Here is a 23,032-nt window from a genome sequence, read left to right as displayed (position 1 = left end):
CCGTCGCGCGATTATTTTTTATGAGGTCCTCGTGTCGCACAAACTTCGTTTTGCGATCCTTCTCGTCTTCACGCTGTTCCTCTCTCCTGCGCTCGCGCAGCCGGCCGCCAAGCCGGCGCCGCCGCAACCCGCGGCCAGTGACGCGCTGACCCCTGAGCAGGCCAGGCGCGCGCTCGACACGCTGCAGGACGACAAGAAGCGCGGCGAGATCATCAACACGCTGCGGGCGATCGCCAATGCCTCGCCGCAGGTGGCGCAGCCCGCGCCGGCCCCCGAGCAGCAGTCGCCGATCCCGCTCACCGCCGATAGTCTCGGCGCGCAGCTGTTGCTGATGGTCTCGGAGCAGGTCGGCGAGATGTCGCGCGAGGTCGCCGACGTCGCGCGCACGCTGACGCATTTTCCGGCGTTCTATTACTGGTTCGTGCGCACCGCCAACGATCCGGCTGCCTATGGCCTGCTGATCGATATCGCCTGGAAGCTGGCGCTGGTGTTCGGCTGCGCGCTGGCAGCCGAATGGGTGGTGTTCCGTTTGATCAAGCGGCCGGTCGCATTCCTGGAAGCGCGGCTGCCGCAGACTGCGCGGGTGCCGGTGCAGGCGCTGGCCAGCGCCGATCCGCCGTCGTCGGTCGCCGACGTCACCCCGGAGGGCGAGTTGCATCGCCGCCGGCTCGGCCTGGCGCGGGCCTGGCAGTCGCTGGTCCGGCTGCCCTTCGTGCTCGGCCGCCTCGTGCTCGAATTGCTGCCGGTGGTGGTGTTCGGCGGCGTCGCCACCGCGCTGCTCGGCACCGAGATCGGCGACCAGTCGACCACGCGGCTCGTGATCCTGGCCGTCGTCAACGCCTATGTGTTCTCACGCGTGCTGATCTGCGCGGTGCGCGCGCTGGCCGGTCCGTTCGGCCTGTTCCGCGTCCGCGCCGAGACCGCGGCCTATATCGAGATCTGGGCGCGGCGCATCGTGGCCGTCGGCGTCTCCGGCATCGCCTTTGCCAATGTCGCGCTGCTGCTTGGGCTGCATCGCGCCGGCTATGCCGCGCTGCTCCGGCTCGTGATGCTGATCGTGCATCTCTTCGTCGTCGTCATCATCCTGCAGTGCCGCCGGCAGGTCGCGGAAGCGATCCGCGCGCCGGCCGGTCGCACCGGCCTCGCGGCGCGGACGCGCAATCGTCTCGCGTCGCTCTGGCATGTGCTGGCGATCGCGCTCGACCTCGCGCTGTGGGCGGTGTGGGCGCTCAACATCCGCAACGGCTATTCGCTGCTGCTGCAATATTTCGTCGGCACCGTCGCGGTGCTGCTGGTCACCCGCCTCGTCATCATGGTGGTGCTGAGCCTGATCGATCGCGGCTTCCGCATCAGCCCGGAGCTGCTGCACCGCTTCCCCGGGCTGGAGACCCGCGCCAATCGCTATCTGCCGCTGCTGCGCAAGGTGGTCACGGCGGTGATCGCGCTGATCGGCTTCGTCGCGCTGCTCGAGGTCTGGGGCGTCGACGCCATCGTCTGGTTCTATGGCGGCCAGATCGGCAGCCGCCTGATCTCGGCGCTGGTGACGATCGGGATTGCCACATTCGCCGCGGCCGTGATCTGGGAAGTCGCCAATGCGCTGATGGACCGGCAGATCGAATCGCTGTCGCGCGAAGGGCACTTCGCCCGCGCCGCGCGCCTGCGCACCTTCCAGCCGATGCTGCGCACCGCGCTGTTCTGCATCATCGTCACGGTGGTCGGGCTCACCGCGCTCAGCGAGATCGGCGTCAATGTCGCGCCGCTGCTCGCCGGCGCCGGCATCGTCGGCATCGCGATCGGCTTCGGTTCGCAGAAGCTGGTGCAGGACCTGATCACCGGGCTGTTCCTGCTGATCGAGAACACCGTGCAGGTCGGCGACAATGTCACGGTGTCGGGGCTCTCGGGCGTGGTCGAGAACGTCTCGATCCGCACCATGCGGCTGCGCGCCGGCGACGGCTCGGTGCATGTGGTGCCGTTCAGTGCGGTGACGACGATCACCAATGCCAGCCGCGGCGCAGGCAATGCCGCGGTCAGTGTCAACGTGTCCTACAAGGAGGACACCGACCGCGCCGGCGAGGTGCTGAAGGATATCGTCGCCGGGATGCGTCAGGAGACGGCGTATCGCGCGCTGATCCGCGGCGATCTCGAATTGTGGGGTGTCGACAAGGTCGACGGCTCGGTGGTGACCATCGTCGGCCAGATTCGTTGCACCGATGGCGGCCGCTGGTCGGTGCAACGCGAGTTCAACCGCCGCATGAAGCGACGCTTCCAGGAAGAGGGCATCGAGATCGCCTCGATGGGCCAGACCATTTTGATGCAGCTTCCGGCACCCTCCGAGCCGGACACCGGCGCGCTGCCGCGCCGCGCTGCGGGGTAAGGCAGACGGGCTTTTCGGCCGGATCGAACAACGGGCTCAGCTTTACCTCGCCCCGCTTGCGGGGAGAGGTCGAATTCGAGCGAAGCTCGAATTCGGGTGAGGGGGAGTCTCCGCGAGAGTATCTGTCTCCGTATGTGCGGAGGCAGCCCCTCACCCCAACCCTCTCCCCGTAAGAACGGGGAGAGGGAGTAAATTAGCCGAACGCCATCGGCGTCTCACGGCTTGCGACACCGTCTCGCGACGATGAGACGGTAAAGGCCTCGCTGAGCCCGCGGCATGGCTCACAAGTCGGCCGAAAACGCCGTCTTTCTCCTCCTCTCCTGCGATTTCCGCGCTGGCACAGCGCTTGCTCAACGCATCTTTGAATGCGCGGCAAGACGCATTGCATGACTGAACCGCAAAGCCAGAAGGAAGGAAACGCACATGGAGCTTGGCTACTTCACCATGCCCCCGCACCCGCCGGAGTGCGGATTGAAGGAGGGCCACGACTGGGACCTGCAGACGCTGCGCTGGCTCGACGAGCTCGGCTATCAGGAAGCCTGGATCGGCGAGCATCACACCGCACCCTGGGAGCCGCACCCGTCGCCCGATCTGCTGGTCGCGCAGGCGCTGCTGCAGACCAAGAATCTGCGCATCGGCCCCGGCGGCTTCCTGCTGCCGTATCATCACCCGGCCGAGCTCGCGAACCGCGTCGCGATGCTCGACCATCTCTCGAACGGACGGCTCAATTTCGGCGTCGCGGCTAGCGGCCTGCCGAGCGACTGGGCGATGTTTAATGTCGACGGCATGTCCGGGCAGAACCGCGACATGACCCGCGAGGCGCTCGAGATCATCCTGAAGATGTGGTCCGAGCCGGGACCCTGGACGCACAAGGGCAAATTCTGGACGGTGTCCAAGCCGGACACGATGTTCGATTTCCTGAAGCCCCATATCAAGCCGCTGCAGGGACCGCATCCGCCGATCGGCGTCGCGGGCCTATCGAAGAACTCGGACACGCTGAAGCTTGCCGGCGAGCGCGGCTTCATTCCGATGAGCCTCAACCTCAACCCGGCCTATGTCGGCAGCCACTGGGATTCGGTCGAGGCCGGCGCGGCCAAGACCGGCCGCAAGGCGAGCCGCAAGGACTGGCGGCTGGTGCGCGAGGTATTCGTCGCCGACACCGACGAGGAGGCGTGGCGGCTGTCGACCGGCGACATGATGGGCCGGATGATGGGCGAGTACTTCCTGCCGCTGCTCGGCCATTTCGGGTTCAAGGACTATCTGAAGCATGCGCCCGACGTGCCCGATAGCGACGTCACCGTCGAATATTGCGCGCGCCGGAATTGGATCGTCGGCTCGCCGGCGACCGTCACCGAGAAGATCGAGAAGATCTACCAGGAGGTCGGCGGCTTCGGCGTCCTCTGCGTGTTCGGCTTCGACTACAAGCACAAGCCGGAGGCCTGGCGGCACTCGCTGGAGCTACTCAAGAACGAGGTGATGCCGCGGCTCAAGCATCTCGGCGCCGAGTTCGAGAAGGCTGCATGACAGCTGCGCGGGGTGCGGGGCTTGCCTCGTACCCCGCGTCGCATATCTTCAAGGGGATTTTATCGGTTCAGGGTCAGGGCATGACGGTCGACGCACAGAGTTTCAAGCAGGCGATGCGCCATTGCGCGGGCGCGGTGGCGCTGGTGACGGTCGGCCGCGAGCCGGGCCAGCGCACCGGCCTGACGGTGACCTCGGCCTGCTCGCTCTCGGACAATCCGCCCTCGGTCCTGGTCTGCGTTAACCGTAACGCCAGCGCGCATACAAGGATCCGCGAGGAGCGCCATTTCGTCATCAACTTCCTGAACGAAGACCACGCGATGCTGGCGCTGACCTTCTCCGGCCAGAAGGGCGTCAACGGCGATGACCGCTTTGCGTTCGGCCGCTGGACCACGGGCGCGACCGGTGCCCCGGTGCAGGAGGATGCCGTCGCGGCGTTCGACTGCGTGCTGACGCAGGAGCTCGAGACCAAGACCCATTCGGTGTTCATCGGCGAAGTCCAGCACGTGCGCGCCGTGACCACGGTCGATCCGCTGATCTATCTGCGCTCTGGCTTCCAAAGCGTGCGCAACATCCACGACCCCGTCGTGCTCGGCGATCTCGACGCGCGCCGCGTCAGCTGGAACGAGTTTTCCTGATCGATTGACGGAGTCGGCGATCGGTTGGATTGCGACGATACTATCGCCGCTCTTCCGTGTTTTCGCCGCGCCAGCGGCGAGCCGTCCTTCGATAGTCAATCAGCATCGCTGACCAATCCTGATCAAATCGACGCGCGCATCATATGCGCGAGCGCATGCTATAAGCGCCGTCGCGCGTGCAGGCGCGATCGATGACGGCGTCGGTGCGCTCATCGCGGTTGCCGGCGGCAATCTGAAGGACAGGCGCGTCCCGGGATCTCTCGTCAACAAGGGAGAAGCAATCATGAAGATCGTTGTGATCGGCGGCACCGGACTGATCGGGTCCAAGACCGTTACCATTCTGCGCCAGCGCGGCCATGACGTCGTCGCCGCCTCGCCGAAGGGTGGCGTCAACACGATCACCGGCGAGGGGCTCAACCAGGCGCTGGCCGGCGCGGCCGTGGTGATTGACCTCGCCAATTCGCCATCGTTCGAGGACAAGGCGGTGATGGAATTCTTCGAGACCTCCAGCCACAACCTCTTGGCGGCGGAGAAGCCGGCCGGTGTCCGGCACCATGTCGCGCTCTCGATCGTCGGCACCGACCGGACGCCCGAGAACGGCTACTTCCGCGCCAAGGTGGCCCAGGAGAAGCTGATCGAGGCCTCCGGTATTCCCTACACCATCATCCGCGCGACGCAGTTCATGGAATTCGTCGGCGCGATCGCCGATGCGGGTGGAGATGGCAAGGCGGTCAGGCTGTCACCCGGCCTGTTCCAACCGATCGCGGCGGAGGACGTGTCGGCCATGGTGGCCGATGTGGCGCTCGACGCCCCGCGCAACGGCATCGTTGAGATCGCTGGTCCGGACCGCGCGCCATTCAATGAAATCGTGGCCCGCTACCTGAAGGCCGTCGGCGACCCGCGCGAGGTGATCAGGGACCCTGACGCGCTCTATTGGGGCGGCCGGGTCGAGCAGCACTCGCTGGTGCCGCTGGGCGAGGCCCGCCTCGGCCGGATCGACCTGAGCGAATGGCTGCGCCGCTCACGGCCGGGGGGCTGATCGTCCCTCGCGGCACGTGGCGGGATCAAATCTGGCCCGGGCACCGCATTTACGGCCCGATTTGCGGTCCATGGGGCATGGTGATTTGCCCGCGCTTGGCGTAAAGCAGCCGAAATCACAATCGCCACGCGCGGCCGTGCCGCCTGCCGGACCTCGCGGCTCGACGCCGCCTGGTGCGGCGTTCTGCGCCAACCAGGATTTCCCTTCTCGTGTCATTTTCGACCACAAGCCCGCCGCTCGCCCGGGCCCTCGCCGAGCGCAGCTACGATCAGCCGACCCCCGTTCAGGTCGCCGTGCTTGCCGACGAAGCCGTCGGCCGCGACCTCTTGGTTTCGGCCCAGACCGGCTCCGGCAAGACCGTCGCCTACGGGCTTGCGATCGCCACCGATCTGCTGGACGGGGCCGAGCGGTTCGAGCGGGCGGCTGCGCCGCTGGCCCTGATCGTCGCGCCGACGCGTGAGCTTGCTTTGCAGGTCCATCGCGAGCTCGCATGGCTTTATCAATATGCCGATGGACGCGTCGTCTCCTGCGTCGGCGGCATGGATCCGCGCCGCGAGCAGCGCGAGCTTGCCGCCGGCGCGCATATCGTCGTCGGGACGCCCGGCCGGCTGTGCGACCATCTGCGCCGCGGCCACCTCGACACCTCGGAATTGAAGGCTGTGGTGCTCGACGAAGCCGACGAGATGCTCAATCTCGGGTTTCGCGAGGATATGGAGTTCATCCTCGAGGCCACGCCGGAGGCGCGGCGCACCTTGCTGTTCTCGGCAACGTTCCCGCGCGGCATCGTCGCGCTGGCGAAGCAGTACCAGCAGCAGGCGTTCCGGATCGAGGTCGCGGGCGACGAGGGCGGTCATGCCGATATCGACTACCGAGCGATACGGATCGCGCCCGGCGACGTCGAGCACGCGGTCGTCAACGTGTTGCGCTTCTTCGACGCGCCGAGCGCGCTGGTGTTCTGCAACACGCGCGAAGCCGTCAGGCATTTGCAGTCGGCGCTCCTGGAGCGCGGCTTCTCCGTGGTCGCACTGTCCGGCGAGTTGACGCAGAACGAGCGCACCCAGGCGCTGCAGGCATTGCGCGACGGACGCTCCCGCGTCTGCGTGGCGACCGACGTGGCGGCGCGCGGCATCGATCTGCCGAGCCTCGACCTCGTGATCCATGCGGATCTGCCCAATGACGCCGAGGTCATGCAGCATCGCTCGGGCCGCACCGGCCGTGCCGGCCGCAAGGGCGTCAGCGTCCTGCTGGTGCCGCCGGCGCGTCGACGGCGTGCGGAATTGCTGCTCAATTTGTCCGGCATCGATGCGGTCTGGGGCACCGCGCCGCAGCCGGATGAGATCCGCAAGCTCGATCACGAACGCATGCTGAAGGATGCGGTGCTCACCGAGGAGTCGAGCCCCGACGATCTGGTGCTGGCGCAGGCATTGCTCGCCGAGCGCTCGCCGGAGGAGATCGCCGCGGCGCTGGCGCGGCTCTATCGTGCCCGGCTTCCGTCGCCCGAAGACATCAGCGATCCCGGCGAGGGCAAGGGCCGATCGCGCGACGATCGCGGCCGGGACGATCCGCGCAGCGCACGCGGCGATGACCGGCCTGCGCGAGCCCGATCGAAGAGCGAAACATCGTCGTCGCGCCACGGCATGGCGGAAGCCAGCGTCTGGTTCCGGGCGGCGATCGGACGAAAGAAGAATGCGGAAGCGCGCTGGCTGTTGCCGATGATCTGCCGTCGCGGCGGCATCGACAAGCGCGACATCGGCGCCATCAGGATCATGGATACCACCACCGAGTTCGAGATTTCGGAGCGGGTCGCCGAATCCTTCGCTGTCAAGGTCCAGCGTCCGGACAAGGAAGACAGCATCCGCATCGAGCCGCTCACCGGCGCGCCGCAAGGGCAGGCGGCGTCCGACAAGCGATCACACGCGCCCCGGCGCGAGGCGGTCGACGCGGATGGCGGTGCGCGTCACGGTGACGGGGCGCGCGATGCGGCCGGTCCAAAGCACCGCGGCAAGCCTTATCGCGACAGCGGCGCGAAGTTCGGCGGTGAGCCGGCGCGGGATAAGAAAAAGCCGCATCGGGACAAGTCCGGCCACGCTGGACCACCGACTGGGGTGACCGAATGGTCGACGAAGGCATCCGGAAAGAAGGGAAAGAAAAAGCGCCGCGGCTGATCTGTCACCATAGCGCTTCGACCGCGGCGATCCGGCAACTTCTATTTCAGCCACACCATCAGCGGGACCGGCGCGCGCCCCGCGCACGACAGCGTTCCCTCATAGGCATGCGTCTTGCGGGCGCTGTACGTACAGGGCGCGCCGTCCAGCACCAGCTCCGCCGTCACCTGCGAATCCGGCCCCGCGAGTTGCAGCCTGATCTCTCCGGCCCGCTCCTCCGGTCCGTCCTGGGTGCAGATCCCCACATGCTTCATCTTCAACGGTCCGGAGAATTGCTTTCGTGCGCCCGGCTCGCTTTCGGTGAGATGCCCGGTCAGCTCCCATTCGCCGAGCACGCCGGCCTGACCGAGGATCTCCATCGCGCCGAGCGGCGGCATATGGCACAGCGATAGTCCGACGGCGCCGAGCAGCGCCGCCGCACCGTTGCGCCATCCATTGTTGCGCGATGGTATCCGCAGCATCAGAGCTTGCTTCCGGTTGTCTGGCGCAATTCGATCAGCTCCGGCCTCGATACGTCCGAATCCGCAGTGAGCCGGGCGATCTGCACCGCGCATTCCTGGGTCTTGGCCTGATCGCCGGACGCCTTGGCGCTCTTGATCATGCCGAGATAGGCCGACAGCCGGTTGGGCTCCTTCTTGAGCACGGCCTCGTAGGCGGCAAGCGCCTCCTTCGCCTTGCCGCGATCGAGCAGCATCGCGGCGTAGAGCTCGCGCGCCGGCGCCAGCGGTCCGGGGGTGACGGGATGCTTCTCGGTCTTGTCTTCCGCCTCCGCGGCGGAATTCATCGCGCCGAGCGCCTCGTCATATTTGCCTTCGGCGTACAGCACCCAGGCGCTCGCGATCTGCTGCTGGATGTCGACGATGTTGGACCAGTAGGCGTCCTTCGCGTCCTTGAGCTTGTCGCGCAGCTCGACGAGCTTCCCGATGTCGGCCTTGGCGGCCGCCGGATCACCCGAGCGCGCGGCGCCGACCGCGCGGGCAAAATAGGTGACGGCGTCAGCGTAGGCGTACTTGGTCGGACGCGCCTCAAGCGCGGCAGCTCCCTTCCAGTCGCCGCGCTCGAACACATAGCGGGCCTGGCTTGCCGCCACCGCGTAGGGGCCCGCGAACCGATCCTGTTTGAACTCGATCTTACCGAGCTCGTCGACCACCGCGCGCGCCTCCTTGTCCTGGCCGAGCTGCAGATAGGCATAGACCAGATAGTCCATCGCGTGCGCCTGATCCTGCTGTTCGCCATCTTCCTTGGCGATGCGCGCGGACTCCTTGTTCGAGGCGATCGATTCCTTCCAGTAGCCGACGCGGGTGAAGATGTGCGACGGCATGTGCTGGGCATGCGGCGCGCGTTCGGCGATCTTGGCATAGCGCATCGCCGCGTCGAGGCCCTTCTCCGCAAGCGCCGGATAGTCGTAGAGGTGGATCAGATAGTGCGCGATGCCCGGGTGCTCGGGCTGGCGCTTGAAGATCGGCTCGAGCAGCGCCGCGCCTTTCAGCTGGTTGGCATAGGTCTTGTCGGTCGGGGACGCCGCGACGTTGAGCGTGATCGCATAGGCGATCTGCGCCTCGTCATCGTCGGCATAGTGGGTCGCGACCTGCTCTTCGGCGGTGAGGAAGCGCTGCACGCGGGTGCGGTGATCGACCTTGTCATATTCGACATACATCGCGGCGATCGCATTGATGTATTCTTGCTCGCGCGGCGTCTGCGCACCCAGCGCCTGGCCTTTCTTCACGGCCGCGAGGCCGAGCGGTAGGTTGTCCGGCGGCGGTGGCGCATGCGGATTGTAGAGATAGCTGAGCGCGATGCCCCAATAGGCGATCGCGCATTGCGGGTCGGCCTCGAGCACCTCCTCGAAGGTGCGGCGCGACGCGCTGTACCAGAACGAATGCTGATACAGCATGGCGCGATCGAACAGCTCCTGCGCCTCCGGCTTGCAGGACGTGGTAAAATGCACCTTGCCCAATCGTTGTTCTTCGGAATGTGAGGTAGCAGGCTGCGAAATGGTCGCGGCAACCAGGCCAACGACCACAGCGAGGGGAAACCGTGTCATAGGACCCGCTCCGTGGCGTTGCAGAAAAGCCGTAGGCTATCACCTTTCCTGGCAAGGCGATATCGCGCCATACGGGTCGACGCCCCGATCCGAGGGAACTTTGCTCGAATGAAATATTTGGTCTAGCCGTCGAACCCGATCTTCAACGCCTTGATCTTCCGATACAGCGTGGCGCGGCTGAGCCCGAGCGCCTTCGCCGCCTCGGTCACGCGACCGCCGCTGGCGCGCAGCGCCTCCACGATCATCGCGCGCTCGCTTCCCGCATGATCCGCCTCGGCGCTTCCAGCGCTGAACGCCGGCAAATCGAGGTCGGCCTCGGTAATGACGCCGCCCTCGGCAGTGGCGCCGGCGAGCCGCAGCACATGGCGGAGCTGGCGCATGTTGCCGGGGAACGGATAGGCCATCAGCTGCACCCAAGCGTCAGCTGAGATACGACAGTGCGGCGCCTCCTCGTCGGCGATCTGCGCGATGACATCGCGCCTGTCGGCACGCTCGCGCAACGCCGGCAGCCGAACCTCCATGCCGCGCAGCCGGTAATACAGGTCGGAGCGGAAGCTGCCGTCTTCGGCCATCTGCGCCAGATCGCGATGGGTGGCGCTGATCAGGCGGATGTCGACCGCAACCGGCTTCAGCGCGCCGAGCGGCCAGACCTCGCGATTCTCCAGTACGCGCAGCAGCCGCGTCTGCAACGCCAGCGGCATGTCGCCGATCTCGTCGAGGAACAGCGTGCCGCCGCTCGCCTGCACGATCAGTCCCTTCGATCCCTCGCGCCGGGCGCCGGTGAAGGCGCCGGCCTCGTAGCCGAACAGCTCGGCGTCGATCAGGCTCTCCGGCATCGCCGCGCAGTTCAGCGCGACATAGTTGCGGCCGGCACGACTGCTGGCGGCGTGGATGGCGCGCGCGAACACGTCCTTGCCGGCGCCGGTCTCGCCACGGAGCAGGATCGGCAGATCGAGATTGCCGACCGTCATCAGCCGCTTCACGCCCTTGATCAGCACGGGATCGCGGCCGGCAAGCCTGTGCAGGCCGCCGAACTGCCCGGCCGGTTTTTCACGCGGCTGTGTCGGCAGGGGCCGCAGCGAACGCGCCCGCACCGGCGGTGCCACCCTGGCGCGTCCCCACGGCGTGCCGTCGGCCCGGCGCAACGCAACGGACTCGTCCGCGGTGCGTGTCGCGCGATCGTCGAGCTGGATCAGACGCGACAGCTCGATGCCGTCGTCGACCATCGCATCGGTCAATCCGAACACGCCGCGCGCGGTGCGGCAGGCGCCGACGACGCGGCGGTCGTCGTCATAGGCGAGCATGCCGTGTCCATCGCCGGGCAGGGTCGCGATCCAGGAAGCGCGGTAGCGCCGGCGGAAGAACGACTGCTCGATCCGCCGCGTCGCCTCCGTGGTGACGGCGAGCGCCAGTTCATGCGCGCTGCGGCCGAGGTCGCTGCGGCATGAGGAGATGTTGACGGCGCCGGCGAGGCGCCCGGCATGATCGAACAGCGGCGACACCGCGCAGGTGAACATGTGCCACTGCTCGCGGAAATGCTCGTCGCCATGCACGAGGATCGGCCGCTGCTCGGCGAGCGCGGTGCCGAGCCCGTTGGTGCCCTCAAACGTCTCGGCGAAGTTCGAGCCGGTGTAGATCTTCCATTCCAGGAACATCCGCGCGTAGTCGCCCTCGGGCAGCCGACTCACCAGCATGGTAGCGTTGGGGTCGGCGAGGTTGACGCAGTAGCCGCTATGGTGGAGCACGCGGGCGAGGTCCTCGAGCTCCGGGATCGCGACCTGGATCAGGTCCTCCATCGGCTCGGCGATGTGCCGGACCTCGGCTTCGGTCAGCGTCTGCGGCGGCCCGCGCCGGGCCGGATCGAGATTGTGATTGACCAGGCAGCGCCGCCAGGACGCGGCAATTCGCGTCTCGGTGTCGACGCCGGCCACCTGATTGGCCGCCGATAAAACACGGGCGACGTGATTTGAGGCCGAAAGATTGGCCATCCAGAGGTCTCCACCCTGTATTTTTGCCAAAGTCTGGCACCCCGCGGCCGAATGTCAATTGGCCGGCGGGGTCGCGGGGAGGGACCTTGGGTGGAGGATCGCGGTACCGGACGCGGCTCAGTCCGCAGGCTGCGCCTCGGGAAATTTCCAGCTGCCGTCGAGGATCTCGGCGCGCGGTTGGAACAGCCGTACCGTGTAATTCCACCCCGGCGTGATCGGCAGGCAGTTGGCGACCTTGCCGTCGCAGCCGCCGAACTGGATGGTGACCGCGCCATCGGCGGCTTGCTTTGCGGTGATGCTGTTCACCGCATAGGCATTGGCCGGGTTCGGTTGCAGGTAGCCTTCACTGTTGTAGACGGTGAGCGACCAGAAACCATCGACCGGGATATCCCTGACCGTCAGCCGGTAGATGGTGCCGCCGTCATTGCGCGCGGGCGTGATCGGAAGATAAAGCGCGTCCCGCTCCGGATTGCCGCCCCACAACATCGCGCTTCCGATCAGGTGTCGCACCGGATCGACCTGATGTTCGTTGGCACCAAACATCCGCCGCGTATCGGAGACAGTGGCACCAAGCTGCAATAGCGCGGCTTTTACCGTCTTCAGGCTTGCCGCATCCCAGTTCGGGATCTCGAATGCGCCGGGCCGGTCCTGGCTGGCCTTCACCGCATCCTGAAGGGCGTGAACCTGCCGGACCTCCTCGGCGTTCGCAAAATCGACCTGGAAGCGGACGACCGCAACGGCGTAGCGCGTGCCGACCGCCTCGCGGGTCAGGGTGTGGCGGCCGGCGCCGTAATGGACCGCAAGGGTGTACTGGTCTTCATTGACGATTTGCATCGCCATGAAACGCCTGGCGCCGCCGGGCAGCTCGATGGTCACCGGTCCGGCATCGAGGTCGAACACCGCAAGCGAGTACAGCGTGTCGCGGTTGGGGCGGACGATGCCTTGCTGGACCGGAGCAGCAAGCTCGCGGCCATGGCGGAATTTTCCGAAGCCGCCACTGCCGGCCACCCCGGCGAAATAGGTATCGGTCTGGGCGCGGTTGTAGGTGTCGATCGTGACGCGCTGCGGGGCCGATGGTGGTGTTTGTGCGGACGCGATGGTTCCCGCCAATGCAAATGACATGGCTGCCAGGATGCTCGTTTTCATAGGGGCTCCGGATGAGGTCCTCTCCGCGCGAGCTGGTAGTCCATCCAAATACGAAAATAAATGACCAAGGTTGGCAGATATCCTACCGAATATGGTAGGAAGGTCGGATGGATCTCAACGCCGTCAGGATGTTTGTTGCGGTCGTGCAGGCGGGCAGCCTGTCTGCGGCAGCCACGCGCCTTGGAATGCCGCTGCCAACATTGAGCCGCCGCATCCGCGATCTCGAGCGGCAGCTCAAGGTCCAGTTGCTTGAGCGCTCGGTCCGCGGCGCCAGGCTGACCGATGCCGGCGCTAGGCTTTACGAACACGCCGGCCGCGGCATCGAGACGCTGCTCGAGGCCGAGCAGGTGATCGTGAACGACCAGGCCCATCTGAAGGGACGCCTGCGGCTGTCATTGCCGCCGACGTTCGAGCCGTGGTGGGAGTTGCTGGCCGCGTTCCAGCGGCGCTATCCCGATATCGAGATTTACCTCTACACGACCGAGCGTCGTGTCGACCTGGTCGAGGACGGCATCGATGTCGCGCTTCGTGTCGGTGCGATCGTTCACGAGGCCATGGTGGCGCGACACCTGCTCTCGTCCCGCAATATCCTCGTGGCCAGCCCGCAACTGTTGAAGCGCCTCGGCGTGCCAAAACATCCGGATGCGCTGCATGATCTGCCATGCGCGACGTGGGCCTCGCGCATCGATGAGCAGGCGCGCTGGGATTTGGGCGGGCATGTTGTCGAGCCCAGGGCGTTGCTGGCCACCAACGACTACGAGCATTTGTACAGGCGCGCGCTGCGTGGCGATGTGGTCACCGAGCTGCCGCCCTTCCTTGCGGCGGCGCCGATCCGCGAGAAGCGCCTGGTCCGACTGTTGCCGCAGTATCCGTTGCCGGAATGGTCGCTCAACCTGCTCTATCCGCCGCACCGTCACCAATCGACCATCGTCAGAACCTATCTGGATTTTTGCCAGAGCTTTCTGCCGAAGATCGTGCAGGCGTGCACGGTTTGAGTGGGGTGCACCGCTCCGACCTCCCCTTGCAAAGGGGAGGTCGCTTTGCTCGGCAGAGCAAAGCGGGTGGGGATCTGCTCTCTCCGCTTGCAGCGTCGTATGCGGCTGACCCCATCCGGACCTTCCCCCTTTCAGGGGGAAGGAGAAGGGGACCGCAACCCGGATGAAGCGTAGCGGCAGGTCGCTTCAGCAGCTTCGTAGCCCGCATGAGCGAAGCGACATGCGGGAGCGGTGATGCGCGGCTTCTGGATATCGCTTCGCTCATCCGGGCTACGGAGACTGCTTCACCTCGCCGGCCGTCAGCAGCACGAACGAGCGGCCCGTTACCTTGTAGATACTGTCGAAGCCGAACTGCGCGCCCGCCGCTTGCTCCGGCGCGCTGGTATCGAGCAGCAGCGACCAGCGCGGCCCGGCGCTGGTCTGCGGTAGCTTGAAGTCGACCTCGCCCTCATAGCTGTTGAGGACGACAAGCACGGTGTCGTCCTCGCCCGCGCGTGCGAGCGCGGTCTTGCGCGCGCGGCCGTCGAGAAGCGCGGCAAAACATTTGATCCAGCCGGTGGTCCAGTCGGCCTGCGTCATCTCGATGCCTGACGTGCTGATCCAGACCACGTCGCGGATGTTGAGCTCTGCGTCGCGATCGCCGGAGAGGAAGCGGCTGCGGCGCAGGATCGGGTAATCGCGCCGCAGCTTGATCATCCGTTTGGTGAAGGCGAGCAGTCTGTCCGCGTCGTCGGACAAATTCCAGTCGAACCAGGAGATGCCGTTGTCCTGGCAATAGGCGTTGTTGTTGCCGCGCTGGGTGCGGCCAAACTCGTCGCCGCCGAGCAGCATCGGCGTGCCCTGCGAGGCCAGCAGGGTCGCCAGCATGTTGCGCTTCTGGCGTTCGCGCAAGGCGCGGATGTCGGGATTGTCGGTCGGGCCCTCGGTGCCGCAATTCCAGGAATGATTGTCGGAGGTGCCGTCGCTGTTGTTCTCGCCGTTGGCCTCGTTGTGCTTGTTGTTGTAGCTCGCCCAGTCGTTCAGCGTGAAGCCGTCATGGGCGGTGATGAAGTTGACGCTGGCCCAGGTGCGGCGTCCCTCGCGGTTGAACACATCATGCGAGCCGAGCAGCCGCGGCGCCAGCGCGCCGGGCGTGGCTTCGCCGCGCCAGAAATCGCGCACGGTGTTGCGGTACTTGTCGTTCCACTCCGCCCAGCCCGCCGGAAAGCCGCCGACCTGGTAGCCGCCGGGACCGCAGTCCCAGGGTTCGGCGATCAGCTTGACGGTCGCGAGCAGCGGGTCCTGGTTGACAGCCTTCAGGAAGCCGGACTGCTCGTCGAAGCCGTAGACCTCGCGCGCCAGGATGGTGCCGAGGTCGAAGCGGAAGCCGTCGACATGCATGTGGCCGGCCCAGTAGCGCAGGCTGTCCATCACCAGCTGGATCACCCGCGGATGCGACAGGTTCACCGTGTTGCCGGTGCCGGTGTCGTTGATGTAGTAGCGCCGCTTGTCGGGCAACAGCCGGTAGTAGCTCGCATTGTCGATGCCCTTGAACGACAGCGTCGGACCGCGCTCGTTGCCTTCGGCGGTATGGTTGTAGACGACGTCGAGGATCACCTCGAGGCCGGCGCCATGCAGCCGCGACACCATCTTCTTGAATTCACGCAGGCTGTTCGGAACATCGGCGGCGTAGCGCGGGTCCGGCGCGAAGAAGCCGATCGTGTTGTAGCCCCAGTAATTGGTGAGGTGCTTTTCCAGCAAATTGCTGTCGTTGATGAAGGAATGCACCGGCAATAGCTCGACCGAGGTGATGCCGAGCGCCTTCAGATAGTCGATCGCGGCGTTCGAGCCGAGGCCGGCATAGGTGCCGCGCAGGTTCTCGGGGATGCCGGGATGCTGCTTGGTAAAGCCCTTGACGTGGGTCTCGTAGACGACGGTCTCGTCCCAGTGGGCTTCCTGCCGTTGCGGCTCCTGAGCCCAGTCGAAATTGGGATCGCACACGACGCATTTCGGCATGAACGGCGCGCTGTCGCACTCGTCGAACGTCAGATCGTCGCCGCTTTCCATCTTGTAGCCGAACACCGCCGGATTCCATGTCAGGCTGCCGGCGTGGGCGCGCGCATAGGGATCGAGCAGCAGCTTGTTCGGGTTGAAGCGGTGACCGCCATCTGGCTGGTAGGGGCCCGAGACGCGATAGCCGTACAGCGTGCCCGGCTGCACGCCGTTGATGAAGCCGTGAAACACCTGGTCGGTATATTCGGGCAGCTCGAAGCGATGGGTCTCGCGTTCGCCGTCGAACAGGCAGATCTCGACCTTGCTGGCATTGGCGGAAAACACCGCGAAGTTGGTGCCGCGGCCGCTCCAATGCGCGCCGAGCGGATAGGGCAGCCCCTCCTCAACGACAAAATCGGACATCACGCCCCCCAAGGCCATCAAATCAACCTGCAACAAACGCCGCCACGCGAAAAGCGTTGCATTGGCTATTTTAGCGGCAATCGCGCGTGGTTCGTATGACGCAATCGTCATTCCGGGGCTCGCGAAGCGATGCCCCAGGGTGCGCAATTGCGCACCATGTCGCGAGAATGCGAAGCTGTGTCTTCATCCACGCTGTCATCGCCCGGCTTGACCGGGCGATCCAGTACGCCGAGGCCCATCCGTTCAAACATGACTGTCTCTGGAATACTGGATCACCCGCTTTCGCGGGTGATGCCACCGAAAAAGCTGTTTCACATTGAATCAGACTAACACCGTCGTCCCGGCCTGCGCCGGGACGACAGCGGGGGGCTTGTTGAGTGCAGTGCTAAATCAGCCGCATGCCCTTGAAGCTCGTATGCCCGTTCTTGCCGACGATGATGTGATCGTGCACCGCGATGCCGAGCGGTTTTGCGATATCGACGATCGCTTTGGTCATCTGGATGTCGGCCTGCGACGGCGTCGGGTCGCCGCTCGGATGATTGTGCACCAGGATCAGCGCGGTCGCCGACAATTCCAGCGCCCGCTTGATCACCTCGCGCGGATAGACCGGGGTGTGATCGACGGTGCCGGTCTGCTGCACCTCGTCGGCGATCAGCTGGTTGCGCTTGTCGAGGAACAGCAGGCGGAATTGCTCCTTGTCGGCGAACGCCATGCCGGTGCGGCAATAGTCGATGACGTCGTTCCAGGACGACAGCGCGATGTTGCGCCTGATCTCGCCCTTGGCGATCCGGCCGGCGGCTGCCGCCAGCAGCTTGAGCTGGTTGATCGAGGCGTCCTTGATGCCGTCGACCTCGCGCAGCCGCGCCACCGGCGCGTGCACCACCTCGGCGAAGGAGCCGAACTTCTTCAGCAGCGCCTTGGCCAATGGCTTGGTGTCGCGGCGCTGGATGGCGGCGAACAGCGCCATCTCCAGCAGCTCATAGTCGGTCAGCGCGTCCGCCCCCGCCGCATGGAAGCGTTCGCGCAGCCGTTCGCGATGGCCGTGGTAATGCGGCGTCTCGTCGGGCTGATCGGTGCTGTCACTGGCTTTGGCGGGCATCGGCCACAACCATGCCGTGCCTGCCGGGTTTTGCAAGGGGCGATGCAACCCACGGTCATCGCCCGGCTCGGCGCCTCCGCTAAAGCTTCGGCGCGCCTGAGAGCGAAAGCCCCGTCGAAGCCTTGGCGTAGACGGGACCGGGCGATCCAGTACGCCGCGGCTTCTCGATTCAAGCGGTGGCGTCTCTGGAATACTGGATCACCCGCTTTCGCGGGTGATGCCACCGCAAATGGGTCCTGGCTTTTGCCAGAACGACGATCGTGTGTGAGGCGCCCACTTCCCCGGTTTGCCACGATGCGACGGGCGAATTACCGTTCGCTGCAACGGTTCGAGATCGAAAAGGGGAGGACGGCGTGACGTCATTCAAGGTGATCCGCGCGCGCGCCGAGAAGCGCAAGGGCGGGCCGAAGGCACTGGCGAAATTGCTGCGGCCGCCGGCGGGCGCCAAGACGCTGGCAAAGCTCGGCGACGACCGCGTGCTGGCCGAGATGACCAGGCGCGTGTTCTGCGCAGGCTTCGCCTGGAGCGTGATCGACGCCAAATGGGAGGGTTTCGAGCAAGCGTTCCTTGGCTTTGAGCCCGCCAAGCTCGCCTTCAAATCAGATGAATTCTGGGAGAAGCTGACCAGCGACACAAGGATCGTGCGCAACGGCGCCAAGATCATGTCGGTGCGCGACAATGGCCGCTTCGTGCAGGAGATCGCGCGCGAGCACGGCAGATTCGGCAAATTCCTCGCGGCATGGCCGTCGTCGGATGAGGTCGGACTGCTTGATCTGCTGACCAAGCGCGGCAGCCGGCTCGGCGGCAACACCGGGCAGATGCTGCTGCGCTTTCTCGGCTGGGATGGCTTCGTCACCTCCCGCGACGTCGTCGCCTGCCTGCGCGATGCCGGCCTCGATATTGCCGAGGAGGTCAAGTCGAAGCGCGATCTCGCCAAGGTGCAGGCGCAGTTCAACGCCTGGGCGGAGGAGACCGGGCTGTCCTATCTGCATTTGTCGCGGATCTGTGCGATGTCGATCGGCGAGAACCACACGCCCGAGGAGATCATCGAGCGGACCCGGAGCGACTACTGACCTTGTCGAGGATTACACCTGAACCCAGGGCTTCTCGCCATGGCGCTCGGACAGCGTGAAGATCTCGACACCGTCGGCGGTGACGCCGACCGAGTGCTCGAACTGCGCCGACAGCGAACGGTCGCGGGTCACCGCGGTCCAGCCGTCGGACAGGATCTTCACATGCGGCTTGCCGAGATTGATCATCGGCTCGATGGTGAAGAACATGCCGGGCCTCAACGGCACGCCCTCGCCGGGGCGACCGATATGGATGATGTTCGGCTCGTCGTGGAACAGGCGGCCGAGGCCATGGCCGCAGAAGTCGCGCACCACGCTCATGCCTTGCGGTTCGACATAGCTCTGGATGGCGTGACCGATATCGCCGGTGGTGGCGCCGGGCTTCACCGCCGCGATGCCGCGCATCATCGCCTCATAGGTCACCTCGATCAGCCGCTCGGCCTTCCGCGCGATGGCGCCGATCGCATACATCCGGCTGGAATCGCCGTACCAGCCGTCGACGATGAAGGTGACGTCGACATTGACGATGTCGCCTTCCTTCAGCGGACGGTCGCCCGGCATGCCGTGGCAGACCACGTGATTGATCGAGGTACAGGTCGAGTAGCGATAGCCGCGATACATCAGCGTCGCCGGATAGGCGCCGTGGTCGAAGGCGAACTTGCGGACGAACTCGTCGATATCGGAGGTCGGGACGCCCGGCTTGACGAGGTCGGTCAGTGCGTCGAGGCATTTCGACACCAACGCGCCGGCCTTGCGCATGCCAGCAAAGCCGCTCTGCCCGTGCAGCTTGATCTGGCCGGTCTTGCGAAGGGAGGTGTCGGTGGCGTCGATATAGCTCATGGGCGGGGCGTTTCTGCGGGCAAGGGGCTGATTTCAGGCTCTAATTTAATGATCGGCGCGCCCGGTGCAAGCCAAGGTTGGGCATGGGGACAATGCCCAAACTGCTTGATTTTGCGGCCCAATCCGGAACAGCGGCCGCTCCTTGTCCGAAAAAAATGTGTTCAAATGCTAGCTGGAGACCTCGACCACGCTCTCGACCGGCAACGCGCCGCCGCGGATCCGGAGTTCCCGCACCGGATAGGGCACCCTGATGCCCTGCTGCTTGAAGGCGTCCCACAGCGCCAGCATGACGTCGCTCTTCACATTGTCCATGCCGTCGGGATCGGCGATCCAGAAGGTCAGAGAGAACTTCATGCCGAGCTCGGCGAATTCGGTCAGGATGCAGTTCGGCGGCTTGCCCTTGAGCGCGCGGGCGTGGGCCGCGGCGGTCTCGATCGCGAGCTTGCAGACCAGTCTCGGATCGGCGTCGTAATTGGCGGCGAAGGCGATCTTCACCAGCGTATTCTTGTCGGTATAGGTCCAGTTGGTGACCTTCTGCGTCACCAAATCCTCGTTCGGGATCAGGAACTCGCGGCCGTCGCCGGCGGCGACCGAGATGTAGCGGGTTTTCATCGCGCTGATGCGGCCCTGGCTGTCGCCGATGGTGACGAGGTCGCCCGGCTTCACCGATTTGTCGACCAGCAGAATGATCCCCGAGATGAAGTTGGCGACGATCTTTTGGAGGCCGAAACCGATGCCGACGCCGACGGCGCCGGAAAGCACCGCCAGAGCCGACAAGTTGATCCCGACGGCACTCAAGGCAATGGCGACCGCGACTACCATCAGGCCGATGCGAATGATCTTGACCAACAACACCTGGATCGACGGGGTCAGGTCGGTCGAGCGGGTGATCTGGCCGTCGATGAAATTGCTGGCGATATTGCTCAGCCACAACGCTAGGATCAGCACCGCGCCGGCCTTGATCAGCAGCAGCGGCGACAGCCGCAGACCGCCCATGACGACGGCAAACGAATCCAGCGTGTCGGCCGCCCAATCGAGCTGGCCGACGATGCTGAGCGCCGCAACCACCCAGGCTGCGATCGACACCGTCTTGACGATGAAGGCGTTGTCGATCACCGAGGTTACGAGGCGGATCACGAGCCAGGCCAGCGCCAGCTTGGCGGAGACCGCGATCAGGTAGCTGCGGCTCGGCCATGTGGCGTGCCACATCACGATGCGCGAGATCACCATCAGCACCGCGAACACGGCGGTCGAGGCGCTCGTCACCATCACGCGGGCAAAGTGCCGGAGCGGCAGCGGCCACCGGCTCGCCAGCGACGACAATTCGACCCGTGAGTGAATGGCGGTATCGGCCGCGTAGGCGAGGCCCGCGGCGGCGAGGATGATGCCGAACTGCAGATAGAACCAGGGCGAGGCGACCTCGGCGCCGACCGAGCGCGCGGCCATTTGGATCGATTCCAGGACGTCCTTCCAGCTCATGTCCATCGGCAAATTCTCAACTTGCAGTGCGGGTCAGGCAAATGTGATTCGAAGGTGTTGGGAGATTCCCACAACGGCGCGCGCGCGACCATCGATACACCACAGTGTCGAGGCGACCTAGGGCATGATGAAGTTAGGTCGAACCGGCGCCGCGATGACGCTGCGCTCCCTCTCCCGCTTGCGGGGGAGGGCTGGGGTGGGGGCTCTCTCCGCGAGTCACATTGCGGAAAGAGCCCCCACCCGCATCGCATCTACGATGCGATGCGACCTCCCCCGCAAGCGGGAGAGGTGCATCCAGTCTGCCGCGAGACTGATTCAACCTGACTTCATCTTGCTCTAGGGCGGGCAGAATCGGGCACATTGCCGCTTATGGCAGAAATCGTTTGGCGTCCCGGTGTGGCGACGATAAGGATGCAATTGCAAGTATTTGAGACCCCCGAAGGCGCATGGCATCCCTCGACTCCGTCAGTATAGCGATCCTGCTCGGCGCGGTGCTGGTGATGGCCGGCATCCTCTCGAGCCTGCTGGCGTTGCGGTTCGGCGCCCCCTTGCTGCTGGTGTTCTTGCTGGTCGGCATGCTGGCGGGCGATTCCGGCCCCGGCCAACTGCAGTTCGACGACGTCCGCACCACCTATCTGGTCGGCTCGGTGGCGCTGGCGCTGATCCTGTTCGACGGCGGATTGAAGACACGGTTTGCCAGCATCCGCACCGTGCTGGTGCCGTCGATGGTGCTGGCGACCGCCGGCGTGCTGCTCACCGCGCTGATCACGGCGCCGGTCGCCCGCTATGTGCTCGACCTCAACTGGACCGAGTCGCTCCTGGTCGGTGCCGTGGTGGCCTCGACCGACGCCGCGGCGGTGTTCCTCCTGGTGCATACCCAGGGCCTGCGCCTGCGCCCGCGTGTCGGCGCGACGCTGGAGGCGGAGTCCGGCACCAACGATCCGTTCGCGATCTTCCTCACTTTGATGCTGGTCGAGTTCATCTCGATCGGCCAGAGCTCGGCCTTGCACATCGCGATGGAGTTCATCCAGGAAGCCGTGCTCGGCGCCATCATCGGGGTGATCGGCGGCCGGCTGGTGGTGCTGGCGCTGAATTATGTGGCGCTGCCGCAGGGCCTGCATGCGCCGTTCGTTACCACAGCGGCACTGGTGATCTTCGGCGGCTCGCAGATCGTGCATGCCTCGGGATTTCTCGCGGTCTATCTCGCCGGTATTATCATCGGCAACCGGCCGACCCGCGCGCATAATTCGGTGGTGACATTCCTCGACGCCGCGACCTGGCTGGCGCAGATCGTGATGTTCGTGCTGCTCGGCCTCCTGGTCTCGCCGCATCGCCTGCTCTCCAGCGCCGGCGGCGCGGTGCTGGTGGCGTTCGCGCTGATGCTGGTGGCGCGGCCGCTGGCGGTGCTGATCTGCCTTGCGCCGTTCAAGTTCAACTGGCGGGAAAAGATCTTCATCGCCTGGACCGGGCTGCGCGGCGCGGTCGCGATCTTCCTCGCCTCGATCCCGATGCTGGTCGGCCTGTCGAAGGCCTATCTGTATTTCGACGTCGCCTTCGTCGTCGTCATCATCTCGCTGTTGCTGCAGGGCTGGACGCTGGGACCGGCGGCACGGCGGCTGCATGTCGCGCTGCCGCGCGCCGAACGCGGCCCGCGTCGCGTCGAGCTCGACCTGCCGGGCCAGCTCGAGCAGCAGCTGGTCGGCTATCCGGTGCGGCCGAAGAGCCTGTATTTCCGCCGCGGGCTGATTCCGTCGTGGTCGAAGCCGACACTGGTGATCCGCGACGAGCGGATCCTGACGCCTGTCGAGGCCGATCCGGTCGCGCCGGGCGACTACATCTATCTGCTGGCGCCGCCGGAGCGCGCCGAGGCGCTCGACCGCTTCTTCGTCGACATGGCGCCATCGAGCACGCCCGATCCGCATCTGCTCGGCGACTTCATGGTCTCGGGCGAGCATACGCTGGGCGAGCTCGCCGAGATCTACGGCGTCAAGGTCGATGAGCACCAGGCCATGCTGACGCTGGCGGATTATTTCGACATCAATCTCGACCGCGCGCCGAAGGAAGGCGCCGAGCTTGCGCTCGACGAGATCGTGCTGGTGGCGCGCAGCATCAGCGGCGGCCGCGTCAATGTCGTCGGCCTGCGGCTGCCGGAGGAAGAGGAGGAGGTCGCGCCACAGACGCGGATGCAGACCGTGCGGCGCAAGCTCGCCGATATCTGGGCGTCGGTGGCGGGGGTCTGA

Annotated in this window: 16 protein-coding genes; 8 read left to right on the top strand and 8 right to left on the bottom strand. The window is 65.6% G+C overall.

Annotated features, from left to right (window positions below; genetic code table 11):
* Nucleotides 1–31: 31 nt before the first annotated feature.
* The 5 genes from HAP54_RS09330 to HAP54_RS09310 all read left to right on the top strand — a co-directional run bounded on the left by HAP54_RS09330 (nt 32) and on the right by HAP54_RS09310 (nt 7,737).
* Nucleotides 32–2,374 carry a mechanosensitive ion channel domain-containing protein gene (locus tag HAP54_RS09330; protein WP_166299497.1) on the top strand — a complete coding sequence of 781 codons (2,343 nt, stop codon included), beginning with the start codon at nt 32–34 and terminating at the stop codon, nt 2,372–2,374.
* A 423-nt stretch (nt 2,375–2,797) separates the two neighbouring features.
* Nucleotides 2,798–3,898: an LLM class flavin-dependent oxidoreductase gene (locus tag HAP54_RS09325; protein WP_166299495.1), complete on the top strand. Its 1,101-nt coding sequence runs from the start codon at nt 2,798–2,800 to the stop codon at nt 3,896–3,898.
* 80 nt (nt 3,899–3,978) lie between these two features.
* The gene (locus HAP54_RS09320) at nt 3,979–4,533 is read left to right on the top strand and encodes a flavin reductase family protein (RefSeq protein ID WP_166307622.1); all 555 of its coding nucleotides are present in this window, start codon (nt 3,979–3,981) and stop codon (nt 4,531–4,533) included.
* 283 nt (nt 4,534–4,816) lie between these two features.
* On the top strand, nt 4,817–5,572 hold the full coding sequence (locus tag HAP54_RS09315) for an SDR family oxidoreductase (RefSeq protein WP_166299493.1): 756 nt from the start codon (nt 4,817–4,819) through the stop codon (nt 5,570–5,572).
* A 209-nt stretch (nt 5,573–5,781) separates the two neighbouring features.
* Nucleotides 5,782–7,737: a DEAD/DEAH box helicase gene (locus HAP54_RS09310; protein ID WP_166299491.1), complete on the top strand. Its 1,956-nt coding sequence runs from the start codon at nt 5,782–5,784 to the stop codon at nt 7,735–7,737.
* A gap of 41 nt (nt 7,738–7,778) precedes the next feature.
* Here the strand turns inward: HAP54_RS09310 and HAP54_RS09305 are convergent, their stop codons facing one another.
* From HAP54_RS09305 to HAP54_RS09290, 4 genes are all read right to left on the bottom strand, one after another.
* Nucleotides 7,779–8,198: a hypothetical protein gene (locus HAP54_RS09305; protein ID WP_166299490.1), complete on the bottom strand. Its 420-nt coding sequence runs from the start codon at nt 8,196–8,198 to the stop codon at nt 7,779–7,781.
* Nucleotides 8,198–9,685, bottom strand: coding sequence for a hypothetical protein (locus HAP54_RS09300; protein ID WP_224741314.1), 1,488 nt, complete (start codon nt 9,683–9,685; stop codon nt 8,198–8,200). Before HAP54_RS09300 ends, HAP54_RS09305 begins: the two co-directional genes overlap by 1 nt.
* Nucleotides 9,686–9,903: 218 nt before the next feature.
* On the bottom strand, nt 9,904–11,769 hold the full coding sequence (locus HAP54_RS09295; protein ID WP_166299486.1) for a sigma-54-dependent Fis family transcriptional regulator: 1,866 nt from the start codon (nt 11,767–11,769) through the stop codon (nt 9,904–9,906).
* Nucleotides 11,770–11,886: 117 nt separating this feature from the next.
* Complete coding sequence (locus HAP54_RS09290; RefSeq protein WP_224741315.1) at nt 11,887–12,891, bottom strand: DUF1254 domain-containing protein; 1,005 nt, start codon at nt 12,889–12,891, stop codon at nt 11,887–11,889.
* A gap of 131 nt (nt 12,892–13,022) precedes the next feature.
* Here HAP54_RS09290 and HAP54_RS09285 point away from each other — a divergent pair, with 131 nt between their 5' ends.
* Nucleotides 13,023–13,910 carry a LysR family transcriptional regulator gene (locus HAP54_RS09285; protein ID WP_166299482.1) on the top strand — a complete coding sequence of 296 codons (888 nt, stop codon included), beginning with the start codon at nt 13,023–13,025 and terminating at the stop codon, nt 13,908–13,910.
* Between the two features lie 270 nt (nt 13,911–14,180).
* On the opposite strand, the gene glgX is transcribed toward HAP54_RS09285, so the two are convergent.
* Together glgX and radC are read right to left on the bottom strand one after the other, a co-directional pair.
* Nucleotides 14,181–16,304, bottom strand: a complete 2,124-nt coding sequence (gene glgX, locus HAP54_RS09280) for a glycogen debranching protein GlgX (RefSeq protein WP_166299481.1) — start codon at nt 16,302–16,304, stop codon at nt 14,181–14,183.
* 385 nt (nt 16,305–16,689) lie between these two features.
* Nucleotides 16,690–17,403 carry a RadC family protein gene (radC, locus tag HAP54_RS09275; RefSeq protein ID WP_166299479.1) on the bottom strand — a complete coding sequence of 238 codons (714 nt, stop codon included), beginning with the start codon at nt 17,401–17,403 and terminating at the stop codon, nt 16,690–16,692.
* Between the two features lie 353 nt (nt 17,404–17,756).
* On the opposite strand from radC, the gene HAP54_RS09270 reads away from it, so the two are divergent.
* Nucleotides 17,757–18,476: a DNA-3-methyladenine glycosylase I gene (locus HAP54_RS09270; protein ID WP_166299477.1), complete on the top strand. Its 720-nt coding sequence runs from the start codon at nt 17,757–17,759 to the stop codon at nt 18,474–18,476.
* A 12-nt stretch (nt 18,477–18,488) separates the two neighbouring features.
* On the opposite strand, the gene map is transcribed toward HAP54_RS09270, so the two are convergent.
* Entirely contained in the window at nt 18,489–19,313 is an 825-nt protein-coding gene (map, locus tag HAP54_RS09265; RefSeq protein WP_166299476.1) for a type I methionyl aminopeptidase, read from the bottom strand.
* Between the two features lie 168 nt (nt 19,314–19,481).
* Nucleotides 19,482–20,798, bottom strand: coding sequence for a mechanosensitive ion channel family protein (locus HAP54_RS09260; protein WP_029083113.1), 1,317 nt, complete (start codon nt 20,796–20,798; stop codon nt 19,482–19,484).
* Nucleotides 20,799–21,238: 440 nt separating this feature from the next.
* On the opposite strand from HAP54_RS09260, the gene HAP54_RS09255 reads away from it, so the two are divergent.
* Entirely contained in the window at nt 21,239–23,032 is a 1,794-nt protein-coding gene (locus HAP54_RS09255) for a potassium/proton antiporter (RefSeq protein ID WP_166299475.1), read from the top strand.

Origin of the sequence: Bradyrhizobium sp. 2S1 (genome assembly GCF_011516625.5) — a bacterium.
GTDB lineage: Bacteria > Pseudomonadota > Alphaproteobacteria > Rhizobiales > Xanthobacteraceae > Bradyrhizobium > Bradyrhizobium septentrionale.
Note: the sequence above shows the minus strand (reverse complement) of the source record. Positions and strands in the feature narration are given on the sequence as shown.

Excerpts from the sequence above, each read along its gene's own strand:
- HAP54_RS09325 (WP_166299495.1), top strand. The coding sequence starts at position 2,798 with ATGGAGCTTGGCTACTTCACCATGCCCCCGCACCCGCCGGAGTGCGGA.
- HAP54_RS09320 (WP_166307622.1), top strand. The coding sequence starts at position 3,979 with ATGACGGTCGACGCACAGAGTTTCAAGCAGGCGATGCGCCATTGCGCG.
- HAP54_RS09315 (WP_166299493.1), top strand. The coding sequence starts at position 4,817 with ATGAAGATCGTTGTGATCGGCGGCACCGGACTGATCGGGTCCAAGACC.
- HAP54_RS09305 (WP_166299490.1), bottom strand. The coding sequence starts at position 8,198 with ATGCTGCGGATACCATCGCGCAACAATGGATGGCGCAACGGTGCGGCG.
- HAP54_RS09295 (WP_166299486.1), bottom strand. The coding sequence starts at position 11,769 with ATGGCCAATCTTTCGGCCTCAAATCACGTCGCCCGTGTTTTATCGGCG.
- HAP54_RS09290 (WP_224741315.1), bottom strand. The coding sequence starts at position 12,891 with ATGTCATTTGCATTGGCGGGAACCATCGCGTCCGCACAAACACCACCA.
- HAP54_RS09285 (WP_166299482.1), top strand. The coding sequence starts at position 13,023 with ATGGATCTCAACGCCGTCAGGATGTTTGTTGCGGTCGTGCAGGCGGGC.
- glgX (WP_166299481.1), bottom strand. The coding sequence starts at position 16,304 with ATGTCCGATTTTGTCGTTGAGGAGGGGCTGCCCTATCCGCTCGGCGCG.
- radC (WP_166299479.1), bottom strand. The coding sequence starts at position 17,403 with ATGCCCGCCAAAGCCAGTGACAGCACCGATCAGCCCGACGAGACGCCG.
- map (WP_166299476.1), bottom strand. The coding sequence starts at position 19,313 with ATGAGCTATATCGACGCCACCGACACCTCCCTTCGCAAGACCGGCCAG.
- HAP54_RS09260 (WP_029083113.1), bottom strand. The coding sequence starts at position 20,798 with ATGGACATGAGCTGGAAGGACGTCCTGGAATCGATCCAAATGGCCGCG.
- HAP54_RS09255 (WP_166299475.1), top strand. The coding sequence starts at position 21,239 with ATGGCATCCCTCGACTCCGTCAGTATAGCGATCCTGCTCGGCGCGGTG.